The organism is Allobosea sp. NPDC055332 (assembly GCF_053645455.1).
In genome coordinates, this window is the sequence record NZ_JBSHMO010000003.1 from 444,958 (window position 1) to 465,154 (window position 20,197).

Below are 20,197 nucleotides of genomic sequence, written 5' to 3' on the forward strand. Positions count from 1 at the left end.
AACGGACTCCCAGGCGGTTGCAGCGCAATCGGCGGGAGTCCATCGCTTTGAGCAGCTGGATTTGGGAAAGCGCGCATGGTCGATCCCAAGGTCAAGAACCGGTTGCGCCCGCCGCTGATGTTCGCCTTCCGCGAGGCGCATCGTGCCAAGGACGCCAAGGTTCATCTCGATCTGCGCGACTCGGGCGGTGAACGGGTCGTCGCCGGCCGCCGTGCGGCGCAGCGGGCCGCGATCACCGAAAGCAAGCTGCGGCAGGAGATCGCGATCGATCTCGAGGCCCTGGTCAACACGATCAATTTCGGCTCATCGACCGACCTGTCGCGTTTCGAGCACATTCGCCGTTCCGTGCTCAACCATGGCTTCCCGGACGTCCAGAACAAGTCGATCGACGAACACCGGGTCGGTTCGATCAAGAACGAGCTGGCGCAGGTGCTGCTCGCCTATGAGCCGAGGCTGCTGAAGCAGTCGATCATCGTCGAGCGCGATGAGGAGCTCGACAAGGCCGAGTTGAAGATCCGCTTCATCGTCCGGGCCGATCTCAATTGCGAGCCGCTCAACATTCCCGTGCAATTCGTCGCCGATGTCGAGCTCGACACCGGCAAGATCGCGATCAAGAACAGATAGCGCGTCATGAACCAGGAATTCCTCGACTTCTACAATCGTGAACTGAGGCTCTTCACCGAGCACACGAAGGAGTTCGCCGAGGAATATCCCGGGATCGCCGAACGGCTCGGTGGGCTCGTCGGCGAGCGCATGGACCCGATGGTCGGTGGCTTGCTCGAGGGCGCCGCCTTCCTTGCCGCGCGGGTGCAGCTCAAGCTCAAGCACGAGTTCCCGGAATTCACCAACAACCTGCTCGAGCAGCTCATCCCGAACTATCTGGCGCCGACGCCGTCTGCGCTCCTCGCCGGCATCGCGCCGACCTATGGCGATCCGGCCCTGCGCGAGGGTGTCGAGGTGCCGCGCGGCGCTTATCTCGACGCGACCTATGTCGAGCGCGACCGGCGCGTCGCCTGCCGCTATCGGCTGGGTTCAGCCGTGACGCTCTGGCCGTTCGACGTCGCTTCGGCCGAGTACATCGCCGCGCCCGGCCGGCTGCAGGCACTGGGGCTTCCAGCCGATGGGCGGGTGCTTTCGGGACTGCGCTTGTCGCTGACCCATCGCATCGCCAGCGACCCTGCCGAGGAGCCGTCGCCGGAGCAGGCGAGCAAGCTGCCGAACAGCTGGTTTGCCGGCTGCAAGACTCGTGACCTCACGGTGCATCTGCTCGGCACGGAAGCCGATGCGATCGCGCTCTATGAGCAGATCTTCGCCGACCGCCTCGGCATCTATTTTCGTTATCTCGACGAGTTCGGCGATCCGGTGGTCGTGTCGGGGGCGGAATGCTTGCTGGAGCAGATCGGCTTCGACGAAGACGAGGCGCTGCTGCCGGCCGATACGAGGATCTTCCGCGGCTTCGATTTGCTGCGCGAGCAGTTCTGGTTCCCGCGCAAATTCCTCGGCTTCAAGCTGGCGGGTCTCGACAAGGTGATGTCGCGACTGAAGGCCAAGACGGTCGATGTCATCCTGGTCTTCGACGAGCTCAACACGCGCCTGCCGGCGGCGGTCCAGCGCGAGATGTTCGCACTTTACGCCGCGCCGGCGGTCAATCTGTTCGAGAAGACCAGCGACCGCATCCCGGTGCGCCGGAACGAGCACGAATACCATGTCGTGCCCGATCGCAGCCGCATGCTTGACTATGAGCCGCACTCGATCCTCGACGTCTATGCGCATTATACCGGCGGCCGCGACAAGCAGCCTGTCCACCCCCTCTATTCCTCGCCCGAGGGCGCCTCGCCGACCCATGGGCTGCTCTATACCCAAAGACGACTGCCGCGCCGGCGTTCCGCCGCCGAGCGCCGCGAGGGGCGGGCGTCCGACTACACCGGCACCGAGATGTTCATTTCGCTCTACGAGCCGGCGACGGTGACCGATGCCGCTGCGGTCGCCGAGCTCAGCATCCGCGCACTGTGTTCCAATCGCCATCTCACCGAGCATCTGCCGACCGGCATCGGTGGCGCCGATTTCCGCCTGATCGACAATGTCGTGCTCGACGTGACCTGCCTGGCCGGGCCGACGCCGCCGCGCGAGCCGATTGTCTCGCAGCTCAGGCTCCGCTCCGAGACGGCGAGCACCGGCGTGGTCACCTGGCGGCTGATCAATATGCTCAGCCTCAACCATCTCGGCCTCGTCCAGCGTGGAGCCGGCGAGAACGCCGAAGCCCTGCGCGAGATGCTCTCGCTCTTTGCTGACCTTGCCGACAGCGCCACCGAGCGCCGCATCCGCGGCATCAAGAGCGTCGACAGCCGCCCCGTCATCCGGCGTTTCCCGCAGCGGGCCGGAACGGGAGCCGCTCGTGGGCTCGAGATCACGGTCGTGCTCGACGAGAAGGCTTTCGAGGGCAGCGGCGTCTTCCTGCTCGGCGCGATCCTCGACCGCTTCTTCGCCGAGTATGCTGCGATGAACCATTTCACCCAGACGGTGATCCGCACCGTCGAACGCGGCGAGGTTATGCGCTTTCCGCCGCGTGCGGGCACGAGGCGCATCCTGTGAACGAGACCGCTCCATTGCCGCCGCCGGCTGCGCTCGACGAGCTGCGCGTCGAGCCGCCCTTTATCGAAGGGCTGCGGGCCGAACCCTGGCGGCACGACTTCTATGCGGTGTTGCGCCGGATCGAGCGCAGCTTTCCGGAGCACGAGCGCATCGGCGATGTCGCAGCCAGGCGCGACGAATACGTCGCGCTCGGCGAGCAGGCCTATATGGATTTCCCGGCCTCGACCTTCGCCGAGGCCGATCGCGATCTGCAGGGGCGCCTGCGGCTGTTCGTCAAGTTCCTCGGCCTGCTCGGCCCGCAGGGCGCACTGCCGCTGGCGACGACCGAGGAGAGCTATCACTGGCAGCTCGTGCGCGACGACGCCTTCCCGCGCTTCCTGGATATCTTCAACAACCGCTTCCTGCAGCTCTTCTATCGGGCCTGGGCCGATTCCCGGCCGATTGCGCAGCATGATCGGCCCGACAAGGACCGCTTCATCGCCTATGTCGGCAGCATGGTCGGCTTGGGTTCCAAGCCCTATCAGAGCCGCGACAGCGTTCCCGACCCGGAGAAGCTGGCCCATGCCGGTCTTGCCGGCGCGCAGGCCAAGTCGGCCTCGCGCCTGCGCAGCCTGCTCGCGGGGCTCTTCGACATCGAGGTCGAGGTCGAGCAATTCGTCGGCATGCGGCTGGTCTTCGACCCCGAAGACCGGACCAGGCTCGGCCGCGGCCAGTGCGCCTTGGGGAGCAACGTCCTGCTCGGCGCCAGCGTCTACAGCGTCGAGGACAAGTTCCGGGTCAAGCTGGTCGCGCGCGACCTCGAGCAGTTCAACCGCTTCCTGCCGAATGGCGATCGCTGCGAGCCACTGGCCGACGCGGTGTTCTTCTATCTCGGCGAGCAGTTCGAATGGGATGTCGAGCTCGCTTTGCCGGTCGGCAAGGTCAGGCCGATGCAGCTCGGCCGTTCCGGCGCGCTCGGCTGGTCGAGCTGGATCTCGCCCAACTGGAACGTGCCTGACGGCAGTCTGCGCCAGGACGCCCGTTTCCACCCCGCCGAGCGCATGCGGCTGAAGCGCAGCCAGCAGACACAGAACCGACGATAAGGAGGCAGCCATGGCCGATATCAGTCTTGAAGCCGTCACCGGCAAACTCAACCGTGTCGGCTACGAGGCCTTCATCCAGGCACTGCGTCAGGCCAAGGGCGCCGGCAACCGCAATGTCGAGCTGGCGCACTGGCTCGCCCAGATCCTGCAGCGGCGCTCGACCGACATCGGGCTGACCGCGCAGCATTACGGCCTCGACATGGCTCGCCTCGCCACCGATATCGGCGGCGTCATCGAGGGCTTCCGCAAGAACGAGACCGAGATGCCCGGCGTCGCCAACAACGTCGTCGACGTGCTCGACCGCGGCTGGCACTACGCCACCCTGTTCTTCGGCGAGACCCAGATCAGGACCGGCCATGTCCTGGTCGCGGCGCTGAAATCGCTCGAGCTCAAGCGGGCCCTGACCGGCATCTCGAAGGAGTTCGGCAAGATCCCGGTCGAGGAACTCGCCGCCGGCCATGCCAAGATCTGGAAGGACTCCGAAGAGGAGAACCTGCGGCCGATGGACGGCTCGGGGTTGCGGGCCGCGGGTACTCCGGGCGCCGAGCAGGCGGAAGGCGCCAAGGGCACCACCGCGCTCGACCGCTTCTCGCAGGACCTGACCGAGAAGGCGCGCTCGGGCACGATGGACCCGATCCTCGGCCGCGACGATGAGATCCGCCAGGTCATCGACGTGCTGATGCGCCGGCGTCAGAACAATCCGATTCTCACCGGCGAGGCCGGCGTCGGCAAGACCGCGATCGCCGAGGGCTTCGCCCAGCGCATCGTTGCCGGCGACGTGCCGCCGCCTTTGCGCGGGGTCAAGGTTTGCGCCCTCGATATCGGTCTGATGCAGGCCGGCGCCTCGATGAAGGGGGAGTTCGAGCAGCGCCTGCGCTCGGTGATCGACGAGGTCCAGTCCTCGCCGACCCCGGTGATCCTGTTCATCGACGAGGCGCATACGCTGATCGGCGCCGGCGGAGCCGCCGGCACGGGCGATGCCGCCAACCTGCTGAAGCCGGCTCTGGCCCGCGGCACGCTGCGCACCATCGCGGCGACGACCTGGTCGGAATACCGCCAGTACTTCGAGAAGGACCCGGCGCTGACCCGGCGCTTCCAGCCGGTGCAGGTCGACGAGCCGGATGTGGTGCGCTGCTGCACCATGCTGCGCGGCCTGATCGGGCCGATGGAGAAGCACCACAAGGTCCGCATCTCGGACGCTGCCATCGTCGCTGCCGTCCAGCTCTCCTCGCGCTATATCCCTGCCCGTCAGCTGCCCGACAAGGCGGTGAGCCTGCTCGACACCGCCTGCGCCCGCGTCGCGATCAGCCAGACCGCGACGCCGGCCGCGATCGAGGACGCCCGCGTCGCGATCTCGGCGCTGGAGAAGGAGAAGGCAGCCCTGATCGCCGACAAGGACCTCGGCGACGCCACCGATGAGCGCCTCGGCAAGATCGACGAGGAGAACGCTGCGCTCACGGCGAAGCTGGAGGCGCTGGAGGCCGACTGGGCTTCCGAACTCGCTTTGGTCGAGGAGATCACGCTGCTGCGCGGCAAGCTCGGCGAGAAGCCGGCCGCGGACGCTGCGCCGGCCGATGGCGAGGCACCGGCCGAGGCTGCGCCAGCCGAAGCGCCGGCCGATCCGGAGGCGACGCGCGCCAGCCTGAAGGAGAAGTTCAATACGCTTGGCGCGATCGATCCGGCCAACCGGATGATCTACGCCCATGTTGACGAGCAATCGGTCGCCTCGGTCGTCTCGGATTGGACCGGCATCCCGGTCGGCCGCATGGTCAAGGACGAGATCGAGACCGTGCTCAACCTCGCTGCGACGCTGAACAAGCGCGTGGTCGGGCAGGGGCACGGCATCGGCATGATCGCCAAGCGCATCGAGACCAATCGCGCCAAGCTCGACAATCCGAACAAGCCGATCGGCGTGTTCATGCTCTGCGGCCCCTCCGGCGTCGGCAAGACCGAGACGGCGCTGGCGCTGGCGGAATCGCTCTATGGCGGTGAGCAGAACGTCATCACCATCAATATGAGCGAGTTCCAGGAGGCGCATACCGTCTCGACGCTGAAAGGCGCGCCTCCCGGCTATGTCGGCTATGGCGAGGGCGGGCGGCTGACTGAGGCCGTACGCCGCAAGCCCTATTCGGTGGTGCTGCTCGACGAGGTCGAGAAGGCCCACCCGGACGTGCACGAGCTGTTCTTCCAGGTCTTCGACAAGGGCCAGATGGAGGACGGCACCGGAAGGCGCATCGACTTCAAGAACACGCTGATCATCCTGACCTCGAATGTCGGCACCGACGAGATCATGCGCATGGCCGGCGATGAGACCAGCCGGCCCGACCCGGAGGAACTTGCGGTGGCGCTGCGGCCGGCGCTGCTCAAGGTCTTCCCGCCGGCGCTGATCGGGCGCCTCGTGACGATCCCGTATTACCCGCTTTCGGGCGAGATGCTCGGCGGTATCGTGCGCCTCCAGCTCGGGCGCATCGGTAAGCGCCTGCGCGACAACCACAACGCCGCCTTCGTCTATGACGATGCCGTGGTCGAGCACATCGTCGCCCAGTGCAACGACCCGGATTCGGGCGGACGCATGATCGACAACATCATCACCAATTCGATGCTGCCGGCCCTGTCGCGCAGCATCCTCAACCTGCAATTGGAGAAGAAGCCGCTGACCGAGGCGAAGGTCACAGTCGAGGACGGAGCGTTCCGCTATAGCTGCGACTGAGATTTTGGCTGCTGCGGAGGGTGGTCAGCATGGAACACCAACGATCCCTTCGGCCATCTGGCTGCGGGAGGTGGAGATATCCTGACTGCCTGCAACGGAGATGCGATCATGGCCGTGCCTGACATCAACAATGCGAGCGACATCAGCAACTATCATTTTCAGCCCGGCGATATGGTGGAAGCGTACTGGAACATCCAAGTCGACGACGACTATATTTCGATCAACAAATACATGATCGGCATCCATAATTCCGATGCCGGCGCGCAGAAGCGCAAGGCCGTCCAGCAGGCGGCCGCCAGGCTCAATCACCGCATCGATCAGAAGGCATTCACCCGGGCGAGCATGGGCAAGGTCACGCCGGCGGATTGCCAGCATATTCTGATCATGGCCGTGCGGAGTGGCCTGGTTAAATCGGGTGACCTTCAGGTCTGGGCCGATCAATGCCTCGGCGTCGACTGCACGGGCTTCGCTGTCGCATATTACAACGAGATCGGGCGCATCGATGTCGACAAGTACAGCGGTGGAGCCAGCTGCCCGTTTCTGGTCGGCCGCGCAGTCAAGAACAAGGCGCCGGGTCTGGAAAGCGCGCTGATTTGGGAGCAGGATCAGATCCGCGTCGGTGATATGATGGTGTGGATGAACAGCCGCATGGTCGAGACGAGGGCGCCCGGCCACATCGCGCTGATCTCCTATGTCGATGTCGCCCCGGACACGTTGTTCATCGCGGAATCGAGCGGCGCATCGGATGGCAGTGGCCATTCCGGGCCGAGGCACAACCGCAAATCCTGGGAGGGGGTCAAGACCAGCGGCGGCGCGAAATACATCCAGATCGACAAGACTGGGAAAGTTCTGATCGTGCGCCCGCCAGCGTGGTTCGGCTGAGCGGCGTCCGTAGTGATGGAACAAGGGTGATGCAACCGGTCAGGCTGAAGCGGCGCGATGAAGCGGTCCCGGCAGTCGCCACCTCGGATGGCGAGGGCGCCTCTCCGCGGCGCTTTCGCGAGCCGCCGCCGACCGGACGTCCGCCGCGCCGACGGGGCAGCGTTCTGCCCTGGTGTCTGGCTTTCCTGGGTCTCATCGCAGCTGGCGTCACCGGCTATCTCCTCTACGAGGAGAAGGGTCGCGTCGCTGTGCTGCAACAGGAGCAGGCGATCCTGCAAAGCAGCTATGACGAGAAGCTGAAGGCGCTGCAGCGCCGCCTCGTCAGCGCGATCGTCGCCTCCGGCAATTCGCCCGGCCTGCCGGCGCAGCCGGGCCAGCCCGCCGCAGCGGGCAGGGCGGGTGACCAACTCGCCGACCTGATCACCCGCCAGATCGAGCTTGAGGCCCGCCAGGCCTTGCTCGGCGCGCTCACCGGTCAGGCGGTCGGCCCGATCCTGCCGCAGGGCGGCGCGCAGGCGCCGGGCGGCAATCAGTTCGCCGATGGCCAGAACGTGCTCGATCGCGTCAATCCCGCGGTACTGGCGCAGCAGCGCCGCCAGGTCGCGGCCGCGGTCAGGGCAGCTGAGACCATGTCGCTCGACCAGCGCATCGGGATCCTTGGCCAGTCGCTCGACCGGGTGCAGACCGGCCAGAACCAGCAACTTTCCGCGCTCGGCCGCCAGCTCGTCGGGCGGGTACAGGAGGTGAGGGCGGCACTTGCCGAGGTCGGGCTCGATCCTGCCAAGGTCAAGCTGCCGCCGGCGCGGGCCGGCATGGGCGGCCCGCTGGTGCCGATGACCGTGGCGCTGAAGCCCGGCACTTTCGAGCACGCGCTGATGCAGCTCGGCGAGGCGCGTGGGATCTTCGGACGCTGGCGCGATCTTGCGACGATCGTGCCGTTCCAGCGTCCGCTCGAGGGCGACGATACCACGACCAGCAATTTCGGCCCGCGCTCCGACCCGTTCACTGGCGGAACGGCGATGCATGCCGGCATGGATTTTCGCGGCGAGACCGGCACGCCTGTGCGCGCTGCCGGGGCAGGGAAGGTGCTGCGCGCCGAGGTCGCCGGCGGCTACGGCAATCTGGTCGAGCTCGACCATGGCAACGGCATCACCACGCGCTATGGCCACCTCTCGGCTTTCGACGTCAAGGAAGGGCAGATCGTCACCGCCGGGCAGGTGATCGGTCGCGTTGGCTCGACGGGTCGCTCGACCGGCCCGCATCTGCACTATGAGACGCGGCTGTCGGACGAGGCGCGCAACCCGCTGAAATTCATCCAGCTCGGAGACAAGCTCGCGGTTGGGCCGAGCGGCCTGCGCTGAGGTTCAGAGCGTTGCCAAATCTGGCCCTAATCGGAATGTGCGAAGAAGGACACAAGCCGCTCGGCGAGCTCGTTCGGGCGCTCCTCCGGCACGTAGTGGCCGCAGTTCGGCACGATCCAGCCTCGCGGATTTGATGCGACCTGCTGCATCGTCGCGAGCGCTGCGTCGCGATAACCATGCTCCGCCCCGATCGCGAGGACTGGAAGCGTGAGCTTGCGTGCGCCCAGCGCAATGTTGTCCGGAAGATCGTGCGACAACAGGGTCCGGTAGTAGGCGAACATGCTCCGCAAGCCGCCGGGCGCCGCTGCGGCGGCGGCATAAGCTGCGATATCATCCTCAGTGATCGCCGTACGGTCCCATAGTCCGACTTTGTCGCGATGGATCATGTGGCGGATGAACATGTGCTCGCGGCCGGCGACCAGGGCTTCGGCAATGTCGCCAGCCGCGTTGAAGCCAAAATGCCAGCTGCCGCCCCGCGCAACGTTCATCGCATCCTCCTGGCCGAAGCCAGGGAGCCCCGATTCAATGAACACCAGACCTTTCGCCCGTTCAGGCCATTGCGCCACGAAGGGGTAGGCGACCTGGCCACCCATGTCATGACCAATCACCCAGCACGACTGAATGGCGAGGCCGTCGAGCAGTTCGAGCAAGTCCCTTGCGATCGTCTTCTTATCGTAGCCGCCTGGCGGCTTCGAGCTATGGCCGAAGCCACGTAGATCGACCGCAATCGCCCGGTAGCCAGCCTTCGCGAGCAGCGGTGCAACGTGCCGCCAAGCGTAGGAGGTCTGGGGCCATCCGTGCAGAAGGAGCACTGCCTCCGCTTTCTGTGGGCCGTACTCCGTCAGGTGGAGCCGAACGCCGCCAGGCAGGAACATGGCGGCATGACGGATATCGTTCCGATCGGGTGGGGCCATCAATGCTCTCGCTTTCGACATGAGATCGATAGCGCCACCGCTACAGCGGCAGCAAGCGCAAGCTTGTAGGCTGTGAAAGCCCGGCTCGGGTCAGGGAGCGCCGGGGCCGACCTCCCGCCAGGCACTTCCCGTATCGTAGAAGAAGCGCTCCTCGGCGATGCGGTCGCCCTGCCAGCGCTGGAAGGCGAGCTCTTCCAGGCGACGGGTCACACCCGTTTTGTCGGTCGCATCGAAAATCCAGCGGACGACGACATGATCGCCATCGACCAGAACCGCGACGGCGGGGTGCGTGTGCATCTTTTCAAGCCTTGCCAGGGCGCGCGCCTCATGCGCCATCAACGCCTCACGGCCGCGGCGCGGCTCGTTGGCGTTCTCCTGCATCGTCGCGTCATCGGTGTAGAAGTCGCGGATGGCGCCGACATGGTCACCGCTGACGACAGCGGCGACGAAGGCATCCACTCTGGCGCGATCAGGCATGGTCATCTCCATCTCGTCGAGTCGAGATCGAGGAGACTAGCCATATTCTCAGCTGTACGTGTCAGCATCAGGCCCGGCGCTTGGGCGCTCCGGGCTTGGTCGGGCTTTGCGGTGCGACGGGATCACTGGCAGGAAAGGTGTCCTTGAGAGCCTTGTCCAATTCGCTCTCTCCCTTGCCACCCGCCTTCTTCTCGTCCTTGCGCTGCTCGCGCTGCTCCTTGCGCAAGCTCTCGACCGCCTGGTTCGCGGAATTCGCCATGGCATTCCCCTGTTGTCTCGCAGGGCCAGCCTGCATGTCCGCTCAACGCAGGTGCCGGAGCGAAAGTTCCTACGGCAAGGGGCCTGACACCCAGCGTTCGCGGTTCAAGGCGCGCGGCTTGGGAAGGATCTTCTCCTTCTTCCGTCAAATAAGAAAATTCACGCTACCTGATGTAAATTGATTGGATGGCGTTCAAGTTATATGTGGATTGTTCGATTTACAGAACACCCGAATGACCAGTGGTATGGCGGGTGGCGGCGAGCGAGGGCAGCGTTAAGCGGCTCGCGTTGGCCACGCATGCGCAGAGCAAACACATGTTCGAGTTGCAGGAACAGGCCGAAAACCTCAATGCTGCGTTCGGAACGGCGGATGCTGCCGAGCGCCTTGCGGGGCTGGTGCGTCAAGTCGCGGGTCGCCTGGTCTTCACCACAAGCTTCGGCCTCGAGGACCAGGTCGTCACCCATCTGATCGCGACGCAGGCCCTGCCGATCGAGATCGTCACGCTTGATACCGGTAGGCTCTTCGGCGAAGTCCACGCACTCTGGGCTGAGACCGAGGCGCGCTACGGCATCACGATCACGCCGTTCTATCCGCGTCACGACGCTGTCGAGGCCTTCGTGCTCGGCCACGGCATCAACGGCTTCTACAACTCGATCGAGGCCCGCAAGGCCTGCTGCACTGTCCGCAAGGTCGAGCCGCTCGGCCGGGCGCTCGCCGGCGCCGCCGCCTGGATCACCGGGCTGCGCGCCGACCAGTCGGCTGCGCGCGGCGGCGTCGCGCTCGCCGAAGTCGACCATGAGCGCGGTCTGGTCAAGTTCAACCCGCTGCTCGACTGGTCGCGCGACGACGCGCTGGCCTTCGCCCGCAAGCACGATGTCCCGCTCAACCCGCTGCACGAGCGAGGCTTCCTCTCGATTGGCTGCCAGCCCTGTACCCGTGCCATCCAACCGGGCGAGCCGGAGAGGGCCGGGCGCTGGTGGTGGGAAGAAGAGGCCGCCAAGGAGTGCGGCCTGCATGTCGGCCCGGACGGCCGATTGGTGCGGTCTAAGCCGGCCGCGGAGGTTTTGGCGTGATCCAGCTCAGTCATCTGCAGAAGCTCGAAGCCGAGGCGATCTTCATCATCCGCGAGGTCGCCGCGACCTGCGAGAAGCCGGTCCTGCTCTATTCGATCGGCAAGGACTCGGCCGTCCTGCTGCATCTCGTGATGAAAGCCTTCTATCCCGGCAAGCCGCCATTCCCGCTGCTCCATGTCGACACGACCTGGAAGTTTCGGGACATGATCGCCTTCCGCGACCAGACCGCCAGCCGGCTCGGGCTCGATCTGATCGTGCACATCAACGAGGAGGGCGTGCGCGCCGGCGTCAATCCGTTCGCCTCCGGCTCGCGCCTGCACACCGACGTGATGAAGACGCAAGGGCTGAAGCAGGCGCTCGACAAATACGGCTTCGACGCGGCCTTCGGCGGCGCAAGGCGCGATGAGGAGAAGAGCCGGGCCAAGGAGCGAGTGTTCTCGCTGCGCTCGGCCCAGCATCGCTGGGACCCGAAGAACCAGCGGCCCGAGCCATGGCGGCTGTTCAACACGCGCAAGGCGCAGGGCGAGAGCTTCCGCGTCTTCCCGCTGTCGAACTGGACCGAAAAGGACGTCTGGGACTATATCGCGCTCGAGAACATCCCGGTCGTGCCGCTCTATTTCGCCGCGCCGCGTCCGGTCGTGCGCCGCAACGGCGCCTGGATCATGCGTGACGACGAGCGCATGGACCTGTTGCCCGGCGAAAAGCTGGAAACGCGCATGGTCCGCTTCCGCACGCTCGGCTGCTACCCTTTGACTGGGGCTGTCGAGAGCGAGGCGGCGAACCTCACCGACATCATCGCGGAAATGCGGGCGTCACGGTCCTCCGAGCGCGAAGGGCGCGTCATCGACCATGACGGCTCCGGCTCGATGGAGCAGAAGAAGCAGGAAGGCTATTTCTGATGGCGGCGCTCGCGAAGTTGAAGGGCCAGCCGGCGCCGGCTGGCGCACCGAGCCCGGCCAATGACCAGGGTCAGAACACCGAAGGCAGCCCCCGCGCGCTCTTGCGTTTCATCACCTGCGGCTCGGTCGATGATGGCAAGTCGACACTGATCGGACGCATCCTCTACGAGGCCGGCGCGGTCTTCGACGACCAACTGACCGCGCTCGACAGCGATTCCCGCAAATTCGGCACGCAAGGCGCGGCGCCCGACTTTGCCTTGCTGGTCGACGGGCTCTCGGCCGAACGCGAGCAGGGCATCACCATCGATGTCGCCTATCGCTATTTCTCGACCGATCAGCGCAGCTTCATCGTCGCCGACACGCCCGGCCACGAGCAGTACACCCGCAACATGGCGACCGGCGCCTCGACCGCCGATCTCGCCATCATCCTGATCGACGCCCGCAAGGGCCTGCTGCCGCAGACGCGCCGGCATTCCTTCATCGTCTCGCTGGTCGGCGTCCGGCATGTCGTCGTCGCCGTCAACAAGATGGACCTGGTCGGCTATGACGAGGCGGTCTTCCGCCAGATCGAGCAGGAGTACCGTAGGGCGGTCGCGGGCCTCGGCTTCGTCAGCATCGACTTCGTCCCGGTCTCGGCTCGCGATGGCGAGAATGTCACCAGCCTGTCCAGGCTGACGCCCTGGTACCGTGGGCCGGCGCTGCTGCCTCTGCTAGAAGCGGCCGTGGTCGTCGCGGAGGCTGAGATCGAGGCCGGCTTCGCCCTGCCGGTGCAATGGGTCAATCGGCCCGATCTCGACTTCCGCGGCTTTGCCGGCACGGTGGCGCGCGGGCGCCTGCGTGTCGGCGATGCGGTCGCGGCGCTGCCCTCGGGCCGCCGCAGCACGATCGCGCGCATCCTCGCGCCGTCCGGCGATGTCTCGCAGGCGGGTGCCGGCCAGTCGGTGACGGTGACGCTCGCGGACGAGATCGATATCTCGCGTGGCGACGTCATCGCCTCGGTCGCGCATGCCCCGTTAGTGAAGCAGGAACTGCAGGCACGCCTGCTCTGGACCGGCGAAGCGGCGCTGCGCGAAGGCGGCGAGTTCATCCTCAAGCTCGCCACCGCGAGCGCCAACGCCCAGATCGTACGCCTGCACCACAGCGTCGACATCGAGAGCTATGCCGAGGCGCCGGCCGAGAGCCTCGCCATGAACGGCATCGGGCTGGCGACGCTGACGCTCGACCGACAGCTGGCGGTGCTCGACTACACAAGCAGCCGCGAGCTCGGCGGCTTCATCCTGATCGACAGGCTCAGCAACCAGACTGTCGCGTTCGGTTTCATCGAGGCGCGTAAGAATAAATCTAACGAGCGTTCGACGGTGGAGGCCAGCCCGGCTCGCCGTGCGGCGTTGCGTCTCATAGGCTGGCACGGTGCGCAGGAGCGGCGTGCCTGGTTCGAGGCTGCGAGCTGGCGTCTGGCGAGTGGGCTGTTGGTCTTCGCCGCCGTGGCGCTGCCCACCGGGCAATGGGGGCTCGCGGCTGCGCTGGGGCTCGGCGATATCGCGCTGCGGCCATTGCTGAAGGGCCTGCATGCGAGAATGTGGGCGAAGCGGACGCCGCCTGCGCTCTATGACGGGGCCGGAATCTGAAAAGCAGAGGCTGAAGAGCGCCGGACGGCCTTCTGCCGGCCCGGCGTTGCGCAAGCGGTGACTTAAGCCGCCTGGGAATAAGTCGTGCCAGCGGAAGCACGTGCTCCGAGCTGGTAGGTCTGGCCATAGGCTTCCGACGTGCCGGTGATTTCCGCCGGTGGGGGTGGCGGAGGCGGCCGGTGCGAGGCGCGTTCTTCCATCTGCTTCTTGAAGTCGGCCATCTCTTCCTTGGAGATCTTGCCGTCCTTGTCCGCATCCATCGCGGCGAAGAGGCGGCTGAGCAGGCCGTTCGAACCGTCGCCATCCGGGGCGACCGCCTTCAGGAATTCTTCCTTGGCGACGCTGCCATCGGAGTTGGCGTCGAGCTTGGCGAAGTAGTTCTTGTCCTCGCCATCCTTGGCGTCGGCCTTCGTCGTGTCGGCCGTATCTGACTGGAGCATCAGCAGGAGGGCCTGCATCTGCTGCTCGGCCTTCTCGAACTTCGCCTTGAAGGCGTCCGATTCTGCCTTGCTGACCGAACCATCCTGGTCGGCGTCCATCGCCTTGAACAGGCGCTCGGTCTTCTTGCTGTCGGCGCCCTTCGGCGCGCCGGCGGCGAACTCATCGAGGCTGAGCGCCCCGTCGGCATTGCCGTCGAGCTTTTCGAAGCTCGGTGGTTTTCCGGGCGGTGGTGGGCGAAAGCCCCCAACGCCACCGATGCTTGTCATGCGATACTCCTGGTTACGCACCGCCCGGGAATGGGCGGCGCCATCGAGTATCGTGGATAATTCTTGGTAAATTCCTATCAGCCTGGAAACCCTGCTGGGCCGAATGCTCAGCCCGCCAATACCGCCGTCGCTTCGATCTCGACCATCGCCTCGGGCTCGACCAGCGCTGCGACCGCGACCACCGCCATCGCCGGGAAATGCCGGCCGAGATTGGCGCGATAGGCCGGGCCGAGCTCAGAGAGGCTGTTGCGATAGGCCTCGATGTCGGTGACGTACCAGGTCAATCGCACGATATCCTCGACCCGGCCGCCGCCGGCCTCGACTACCGCCTTGATGTTGGCGAGCGTCTGGCCGACCTGCGCGACGAAGCCCTTGGCGAAGATGCCCTGAACATCCCAACCGACGAGGCCGCCGGTCATCAGCACCTTGCCTTCGGCGACCATACCGTTGGCATAGCCGCGCGGCTGCGGCCAGCCTACGGGTAGGACGGCGCGAGCGCGGCGCGAAGCGGGATCGGAGGGCGGCATGCCGCTGGTCATGGGTGTGATCTTTCTCAAGCAATAATCAGGAGGTCGAGGCTTCCTGGCGCGCGATCTCGCGCAGGGCGAAGCGCTGCAGCTTCCCGGTAGAGGTCTTCGGCAGGGTTGTCACGAAGGCGATGGCGCGCGGGTATTTGTAGGGCGCGATCGACGCCTTGACATGGTCCTGCAGCGCCTTCGCCAAAGCGGCATCACCGCTGAAGCCCTCGCGTAGCAGGACATAGGCCTTCACGATCTGGCCGCGCTCGGGGCAGGGCGCGCCGACGACGCCGCATTCGGCCACCGCCTCATGCGTCAGCAGGCAGGCCTCGACCTCGGGGCCGGCGATGTTGTAGCCGGCCGAGATGATCATGTCGTCGGAGCGAGCCTGGTACCAGAAATAGCCGTCGCCATCGCGCAGATAGGTGTCGCCGGTGACGTTCCAGCCGTCGAGGATGTATTTGGCCTGGCGCGGGTCGGCGAGGTAGCGGCAGCCGGTCGGGCCGCGCACCGCGAGGCGCCCGGGCGTGCCATCGGCCACCTCCTTGCCGTCCTCGTCGACGATCTTCGCCTCGTAGCCGGGCACCGGCAGGCCAGTCGAGCCGGGCCGGATCCTGTCGCGCGGCGCGCCGATGAAGATGTGCAGCATCTCGGTCGCGCCGATGCCGTCCATTAATGGCAGGCCGGTTGCCGCCTGCCAGGCATCGAAGGTCGCCTTAGGCAAGGCTTCGCCGGCGGAGACGCAGATGCGCAGCGACGACAGGTCGCGCTCGCCGAGTTTGCCCAGCATGGCGCGATAGGCGGTCGGCGCGGTGAAGCAGACGGTGGCGCGATGGCGCTCGATCGCCTCGGCGAGATCGGGCGGCGCGACCTTGGCCGGCAGCACGCAGGCGGCGCCTATCCGCAAGGGAAAGAGCACGATACCGCCGAGCCCGAAGGTGAAAGCTAGCGGCGGCGAGCCGATGAAGCGGTCGTCGGGAGCAGCCTTCAGCACGCGTGCGCCATAGGCGTCGCAGATCGCCAGCAGGTCGCGCTGGAAATGCATCGTGCCCTTGGGCTCGCCGGTCGTCCCCGAGGTGAAGGCTATCAGGCAGACATCGTCCTGCGCCGTGTCAGCCGGCTCGAAATCATCGTAGCCGGCTTGGCCCATCAACGCTTCGAGCGCGCCGTCTCCCCATGTAACGATGGTCGAGAGTTCCGGTGCAAGTTGCTGAGCTGCCTTGAGTTCATTGACCAATGTGGCGTCACAGAGCGCTAGCGCGATCTTCGCCTTGCGGATCGGATAGGCGATCTCGCCGGCGCGCAGCATCGGCATGGTCGCGACCACGACGCCGCCGGCCTTCAGCACTGCGAAATAGGTCGCGACCATCATCGGCGTGTTGGCGGCGCGCAGCAGCACGCGGTTGCCCGGCACCATGCCGAGATCGCGGGTCAGCACATTGGCGATGCGGTTCACGGTGTCGGCGAGCGCCTGATAGCTCCAGGTCTCGCTCGGGCCGATCACCGCATCGCGCCCGCCGCGCCCCTCGGCGACATGGCGATCGACGAATTCGGTGACGACGTTGAGCCGCTCGGGATAGCTCAGCCCGGCTGCTGCGAGGTCGAGGCGCGGCCAGCTTTCGCGCGGCGGCAGGTTGTCCCGCGCGAATGTGTCCACATGTCCCGATCGCATGAGATCTGCGGTACCCATCTCGTTCCCCTGGCTCTTTTGGCCCTATTTCAGCAGGTCGCGTGCGATCACGACCTTCTGCACCTCGCTGGCGCCCTCGTAGATCCGGAGCGCCCTGATCTCGCGATAGAGTTCCTCGACCTTGACCCCGCGGGTAACGCCGAGCCCGCCATGAATCTGGACGGCGCGGTCGATCACCTTCTGGGCGTTCTCGGTCGCGACCAGCTTGGCCAGCGCCGCCTCACGAGTGACGCGGGCCGCACCGCGGTCCTTGGTCCAGGCGGCGCGGTAGACCAGCAGGGCGGCGGCATCGACCTCGGTCGCGCTGTCGGCGATCGCCGCCTGCGAGAGCTGGAGGTCGCCGAGCGTGCCGCCGAAGAGCTTGCGGTTCTTGGCGTGCGAGACCGTCTCGTGCAGCGCACGTCGGGCGAAGCCGAGCGCGGCGGCGCCGACCGTCGAGCGGAAGATGTCGAGCGTCGCCATCGCCACCTTGAAGCCGTCGCCCGGTCCACCGATGCGGTTCTCCACGGGGATGCGGCAGCCATCGAAGCGCAGGGTCGCGAGCGGATGCGGCGCGATCACGTCTATGCGCTCGGCGATGGAGAGGCCCGGCGTATCGGCCTCGACCAGATAGGCCGAGAGACCGCGGGCGCCCGGCGCCTCGCCCGATCTGGCGAAGACGACGTAGTGGTCGGCGATGCCGCCGTTCGAGATCCAGGTCTTCTCGCCGTCGATCCGAACATGTGCATTGCCGTCCGGGGTCGCCGAGGTCGCCAGCGCGGCGACGTCGGAGCCGGCTTCCTTTTCGGAGAGGGCGAAGGCGGCAATCCTGTCGCCGCGCGCCACAGCCGGGAGGATGCGCGCCTTCATCTCGGGTGAACCGGCTACGGTGATCGAGCCAGTGCCGAGCCCCTGCATGGCGAAGGCAAAATCGGCGAGCCCGTCGCGGGCGGCCAATATCTCGCGGGCGAGGCAGAGCGTGCGCACGTCGAGCGCCGCATGCAGCCCGCCATATTCGGTCGGCACGGCAGCCCTGAGGAAGCCAGCTTCGCCCAGCGCCTTCACCCGGACGCGGCAGGCCTCATCGACATCGTCATGCGGCAGGCCGGGCAAGGTGGCGTCGGCCCAGGCCGAGAGTCGCTCAGCGAAGTCGCGGTGATGCGCCTCGAAGAACGGCCAGTCGAGCGTGTCGCCAAGGATGCCGATGCCGAGCGAAGCCATCTCAGTTGCCCTCGAACACCGGTTTCCGCTTCTCGGCGAAGGCGTGATAGGCGCGGGCGAAATCCTCGGTCTGCATGCACAAAGCCTGCGCCACCGCCTCCGCCTCGATCGCGGACTCGACCGACATCGCCCATTCCATTTCGAGCATGCGCTTGGTCATGGCGTTGGCGAAGGTCGGCCCGTCGGCGAGCTCGGCGGCGAGCGTCTGCGCCTCTGCCAATACGTTCTCGCGGGCGATCAGGCGGTTGAGGAAGCCCCAGCGCTCGGCTTCCTCGCCCTTCAGCACCCGGCCGGTATAGAGCAGTTCGGCGGCGCGGCCCTGGCCGATGATGCGCGGCAGCATCGCGCAGGCGCCCATGTCGCAGCCGGCGAGGCCGACGCGGTTGAACAGGAAGGCGATCTTGGTCTCGGCCGTGCCGAGGCGCAGATCCGAGGCCATGGCGACGATCGCACCGGCGCCCGCGCAGATGCCGTCGATCGCGGCGACGATGGGTTGCGGGCAGGCGCGCATGGTCTTGACCAGTTCGCCGGTCATCCGGGTGAACTTGAGCAGGTCCTTGGTGTCCATCGCGACCAGCGGTCCGATGATCTCGAAGACGTCGCCGCCCGAGGAGAAGTTGCCGCCGGCGCCGGTCACGACGATCGCCTTGACCGCTTCCTCCTTCTGCGCGGCGAGGAAGAAATCGGTGAGCTCGCGATAGCTCTCGAAGGTCAGCGGGTTCTTCTTCTCCGGCCGGTTCAGCGTCACGGTCGCGACCTTGCCGGCGACCGAGAGCTGGAAGTGCTGCGGCGTGAAGCCAGCGAGCGGCAGGGTGACGGGGTTGGCGCTGGTCATTCGGTGTCTCCCGCAGCGGTCGGCGCGCCGCTCTGGCGCTTGCTGATGGCCTGATGCAGCGAGGTCTTGACCCCACCGAGCAGGCGGAAGAGCTGACCGATCTCGGCTGGTCCGAGGCCCGCGAAGAGCTCGGCGATCCAGTCCTCATGGCGCTCGGCCATCGCCTTGAAGGCGCGCCGGCCCTGGGCGGTCAGCGTCAGCACCTGGACGCGCCGGTCCTGCGCCGCCGGACGCTTGTCGACCAGCCCGTCGGCGAGTAGGCCGGCGACGACGGCGGTGACGTTGCCGTTCGAGACCATCAGGCGCTGCGAGACCTCGCCGACGGTCATGCCGGTGGTCGATTTCTCGAGCTGCGCCATCAGGTCGAAGCGTGGCAGCGTCGTCTTGAACTCCTCACGCAGACGGGTGCGGATCTCGCTCTCGATCAGGGTCGAGCAGGTCAGCATCCGCAGCCAAAGCCTGAGCTCGTCCTTGTGGTCGCCGGGGCGTTCGCTGGCCTTGGTCTCGCGGTCGAGCAGAGGGGCGTTGGACGGGATCTCCATGGTCAGAACTCCCCGCCATTGATCAGGATGGATTGGCCGGTGATGCCGCGGCTTTGCGGGCCACAGAGATTGAGCACGGCAGCCGCGACCTCCTCCGGCGTGATCAGCCGGTGCTGCGGATTGTCCTTGGTCAACTCTGCCAACGCCTCTTCGCGGCTCTTGCCGGTCTTGGCGGCGATCGTGGTCAGGCTGCTCGCGACCATGTCGGTATCGGTATAGCCAGGGCAGACGGCATTGACGGTGACGCCGCTGCGCGCCGTTTCCAGGGCCAGTGAACGCACGAGGCCGACGACCGCATGCTTGGCTGCGACATAAGCCGAGACGTAGGCATAGCCGCGATGCCCCGCGGTCGAGGCGATGGCGATCAGCCGCCCTGAGCGGCGCTCGGTCATGGCGGGCAGGGCAGGCCGGAAGCAATTCACCGTGCCGATCAGGTTGATCTCGACCATGCGCCGGAACAGCTCGGCATCGCTGCGCTGGAAGCTTGCACTCTCAGCCGCCCCCGCATTGGCGACGACGATGTCGAAGGGACGCCCGGCGGAAAGCCCTGCCATCGCCTCGCGTACCGCCGCCTCGTCGGTCACATCGACGGAATGGGCGGCATCGGCTGCGCCGGCGAGCACCGCCTGTTGCAGGATGTCGTCATTGCGGCCGATGATCGAGACATGGGCGCCAGCCTGGCGCAGAGCGGAGGCGATGGCGCGGCCGATCCCGCGTCCGCCGCCGCTCACCAGGGCATGCTGTCCTGCCAGAGCCGATGCCATGCCGTTCTCTCCCTCTTGAGGATCAATATATTTTAGGTCTGAAACATTTTGCAAGAGGCGAGGT

General features: G+C 66.3%; 19 protein-coding genes. 9 read left to right on the forward strand and 10 right to left on the reverse strand.

What is annotated here, in order from left to right:
* Positions 1-75 precede the first annotated feature (75 nt).
* The 6 genes from ACWIGM_RS18430 (at position 76) to ACWIGM_RS18455 (ending at position 8,627) form a co-directional block, all read left to right on the forward strand.
* Positions 76-624, forward strand: a complete 549-nt coding sequence (locus ACWIGM_RS18430) for a type VI secretion system baseplate subunit TssE (RefSeq protein ID WP_454027403.1) — start codon at positions 76-78, stop codon at positions 622-624.
* Positions 625-630: 6 nt separating this feature from the next.
* On the forward strand, positions 631-2,592 hold the full coding sequence (tssF, locus tag ACWIGM_RS18435) for a type VI secretion system baseplate subunit TssF (RefSeq protein ID WP_454027404.1): 1,962 nt from the start codon (positions 631-633) through the stop codon (positions 2,590-2,592).
* On the forward strand, positions 2,589-3,674 hold the full coding sequence (tssG, locus tag ACWIGM_RS18440) for a type VI secretion system baseplate subunit TssG (RefSeq protein WP_454027405.1): 1,086 nt from the start codon (positions 2,589-2,591) through the stop codon (positions 3,672-3,674). Before tssF ends, tssG begins: the two co-directional genes overlap by 4 nt.
* Positions 3,675-3,684: 10 nt before the next feature.
* Positions 3,685-6,384 (forward strand): type VI secretion system ATPase TssH, encoded by a 2,700-nt coding sequence (tssH, locus tag ACWIGM_RS18445; RefSeq protein ID WP_454027406.1) that lies wholly within the window; start codon positions 3,685-3,687, stop codon positions 6,382-6,384.
* Positions 6,385-6,492: 108 nt separating this feature from the next.
* Complete coding sequence (locus tag ACWIGM_RS18450; RefSeq protein ID WP_454027407.1) at positions 6,493-7,266, forward strand: hypothetical protein; 774 nt, start codon at positions 6,493-6,495, stop codon at positions 7,264-7,266.
* Positions 7,267-7,295: 29 nt separating this feature from the next.
* Complete coding sequence (locus ACWIGM_RS18455; protein WP_454027408.1) at positions 7,296-8,627, forward strand: M23 family metallopeptidase; 1,332 nt, start codon at positions 7,296-7,298, stop codon at positions 8,625-8,627.
* 26 nt (positions 8,628-8,653) lie between these two features.
* Here ACWIGM_RS18455 and ACWIGM_RS18460 read toward each other — a convergent pair whose 3' ends face one another.
* The 3 genes from ACWIGM_RS18460 to ACWIGM_RS18470 form a co-directional block, all read right to left on the reverse strand.
* Positions 8,654-9,541: an alpha/beta fold hydrolase gene (locus ACWIGM_RS18460; protein WP_454027409.1), complete on the reverse strand. Its 888-nt coding sequence runs from the start codon at positions 9,539-9,541 to the stop codon at positions 8,654-8,656.
* 90 nt (positions 9,542-9,631) lie between these two features.
* Positions 9,632-10,024 carry a nuclear transport factor 2 family protein gene (locus ACWIGM_RS18465; protein WP_454027410.1) on the reverse strand — a complete coding sequence of 131 codons (393 nt, stop codon included), beginning with the start codon at positions 10,022-10,024 and terminating at the stop codon, positions 9,632-9,634.
* A 61-nt stretch (positions 10,025-10,085) separates the two neighbouring features.
* Positions 10,086-10,277 (reverse strand): hypothetical protein, encoded by a 192-nt coding sequence (locus ACWIGM_RS18470; RefSeq protein ID WP_454027411.1) that lies wholly within the window; start codon positions 10,275-10,277, stop codon positions 10,086-10,088.
* Positions 10,278-10,591: 314 nt separating this feature from the next.
* Here ACWIGM_RS18470 and ACWIGM_RS18475 point away from each other — a divergent pair, with 314 nt between their 5' ends.
* Genes ACWIGM_RS18475 through cysN form a run of 3 tightly spaced genes read left to right on the forward strand, consistent with a single transcriptional unit; the run spans position 10,592 to position 13,877 of the window.
* On the forward strand, positions 10,592-11,350 hold the full coding sequence (locus ACWIGM_RS18475) for a phosphoadenylyl-sulfate reductase (RefSeq protein ID WP_454027412.1): 759 nt from the start codon (positions 10,592-10,594) through the stop codon (positions 11,348-11,350).
* Positions 11,347-12,249, forward strand: coding sequence for a sulfate adenylyltransferase subunit CysD (gene cysD / locus ACWIGM_RS18480; protein WP_454027413.1), 903 nt, complete (start codon positions 11,347-11,349; stop codon positions 12,247-12,249). Before ACWIGM_RS18475 ends, cysD begins: the two co-directional genes overlap by 4 nt.
* Positions 12,249-13,877: a sulfate adenylyltransferase subunit CysN gene (cysN, locus tag ACWIGM_RS18485; protein WP_454027414.1), complete on the forward strand. Its 1,629-nt coding sequence runs from the start codon at positions 12,249-12,251 to the stop codon at positions 13,875-13,877. The genes cysD and cysN overlap by 1 nt, the downstream gene beginning before the upstream one ends.
* 62 nt (positions 13,878-13,939) lie before the next feature.
* Here cysN and ACWIGM_RS18490 read toward each other — a convergent pair whose 3' ends face one another.
* The 7 genes from ACWIGM_RS18490 to ACWIGM_RS18520 form a co-directional block, all read right to left on the reverse strand.
* Positions 13,940-14,584 carry an EF-hand domain-containing protein gene (locus ACWIGM_RS18490; RefSeq protein WP_454027415.1) on the reverse strand — a complete coding sequence of 215 codons (645 nt, stop codon included), beginning with the start codon at positions 14,582-14,584 and terminating at the stop codon, positions 13,940-13,942.
* 107 nt (positions 14,585-14,691) lie between these two features.
* Complete coding sequence (locus ACWIGM_RS18495; protein ID WP_454027416.1) at positions 14,692-15,123, reverse strand: RidA family protein; 432 nt, start codon at positions 15,121-15,123, stop codon at positions 14,692-14,694.
* Between the two features lie 25 nt (positions 15,124-15,148).
* Positions 15,149-16,792 carry a benzoate-CoA ligase family protein gene (locus tag ACWIGM_RS18500; RefSeq protein WP_454027417.1) on the reverse strand — a complete coding sequence of 548 codons (1,644 nt, stop codon included), beginning with the start codon at positions 16,790-16,792 and terminating at the stop codon, positions 15,149-15,151.
* A gap of 24 nt (positions 16,793-16,816) precedes the next feature.
* The gene (locus ACWIGM_RS18505) at positions 16,817-17,992 is read right to left on the reverse strand and encodes an acyl-CoA dehydrogenase family protein (protein WP_454027418.1); all 1,176 of its coding nucleotides are present in this window, start codon (positions 17,990-17,992) and stop codon (positions 16,817-16,819) included.
* 1 nt (position 17,993) lies between these two features.
* Positions 17,994-18,827 carry an enoyl-CoA hydratase family protein gene (locus tag ACWIGM_RS18510; protein WP_454027419.1) on the reverse strand — a complete coding sequence of 278 codons (834 nt, stop codon included), beginning with the start codon at positions 18,825-18,827 and terminating at the stop codon, positions 17,994-17,996.
* Positions 18,824-19,369: a MarR family winged helix-turn-helix transcriptional regulator gene (locus tag ACWIGM_RS18515; RefSeq protein WP_454027420.1), complete on the reverse strand. Its 546-nt coding sequence runs from the start codon at positions 19,367-19,369 to the stop codon at positions 18,824-18,826. The genes ACWIGM_RS18510 and ACWIGM_RS18515 overlap by 4 nt, the downstream gene beginning before the upstream one ends.
* Before the next feature lie 2 nt (positions 19,370-19,371).
* Complete coding sequence (locus tag ACWIGM_RS18520) at positions 19,372-20,133, reverse strand: SDR family NAD(P)-dependent oxidoreductase (protein WP_454027421.1); 762 nt, start codon at positions 20,131-20,133, stop codon at positions 19,372-19,374.
* Positions 20,134-20,197: the final 64 nt, after the last annotated feature.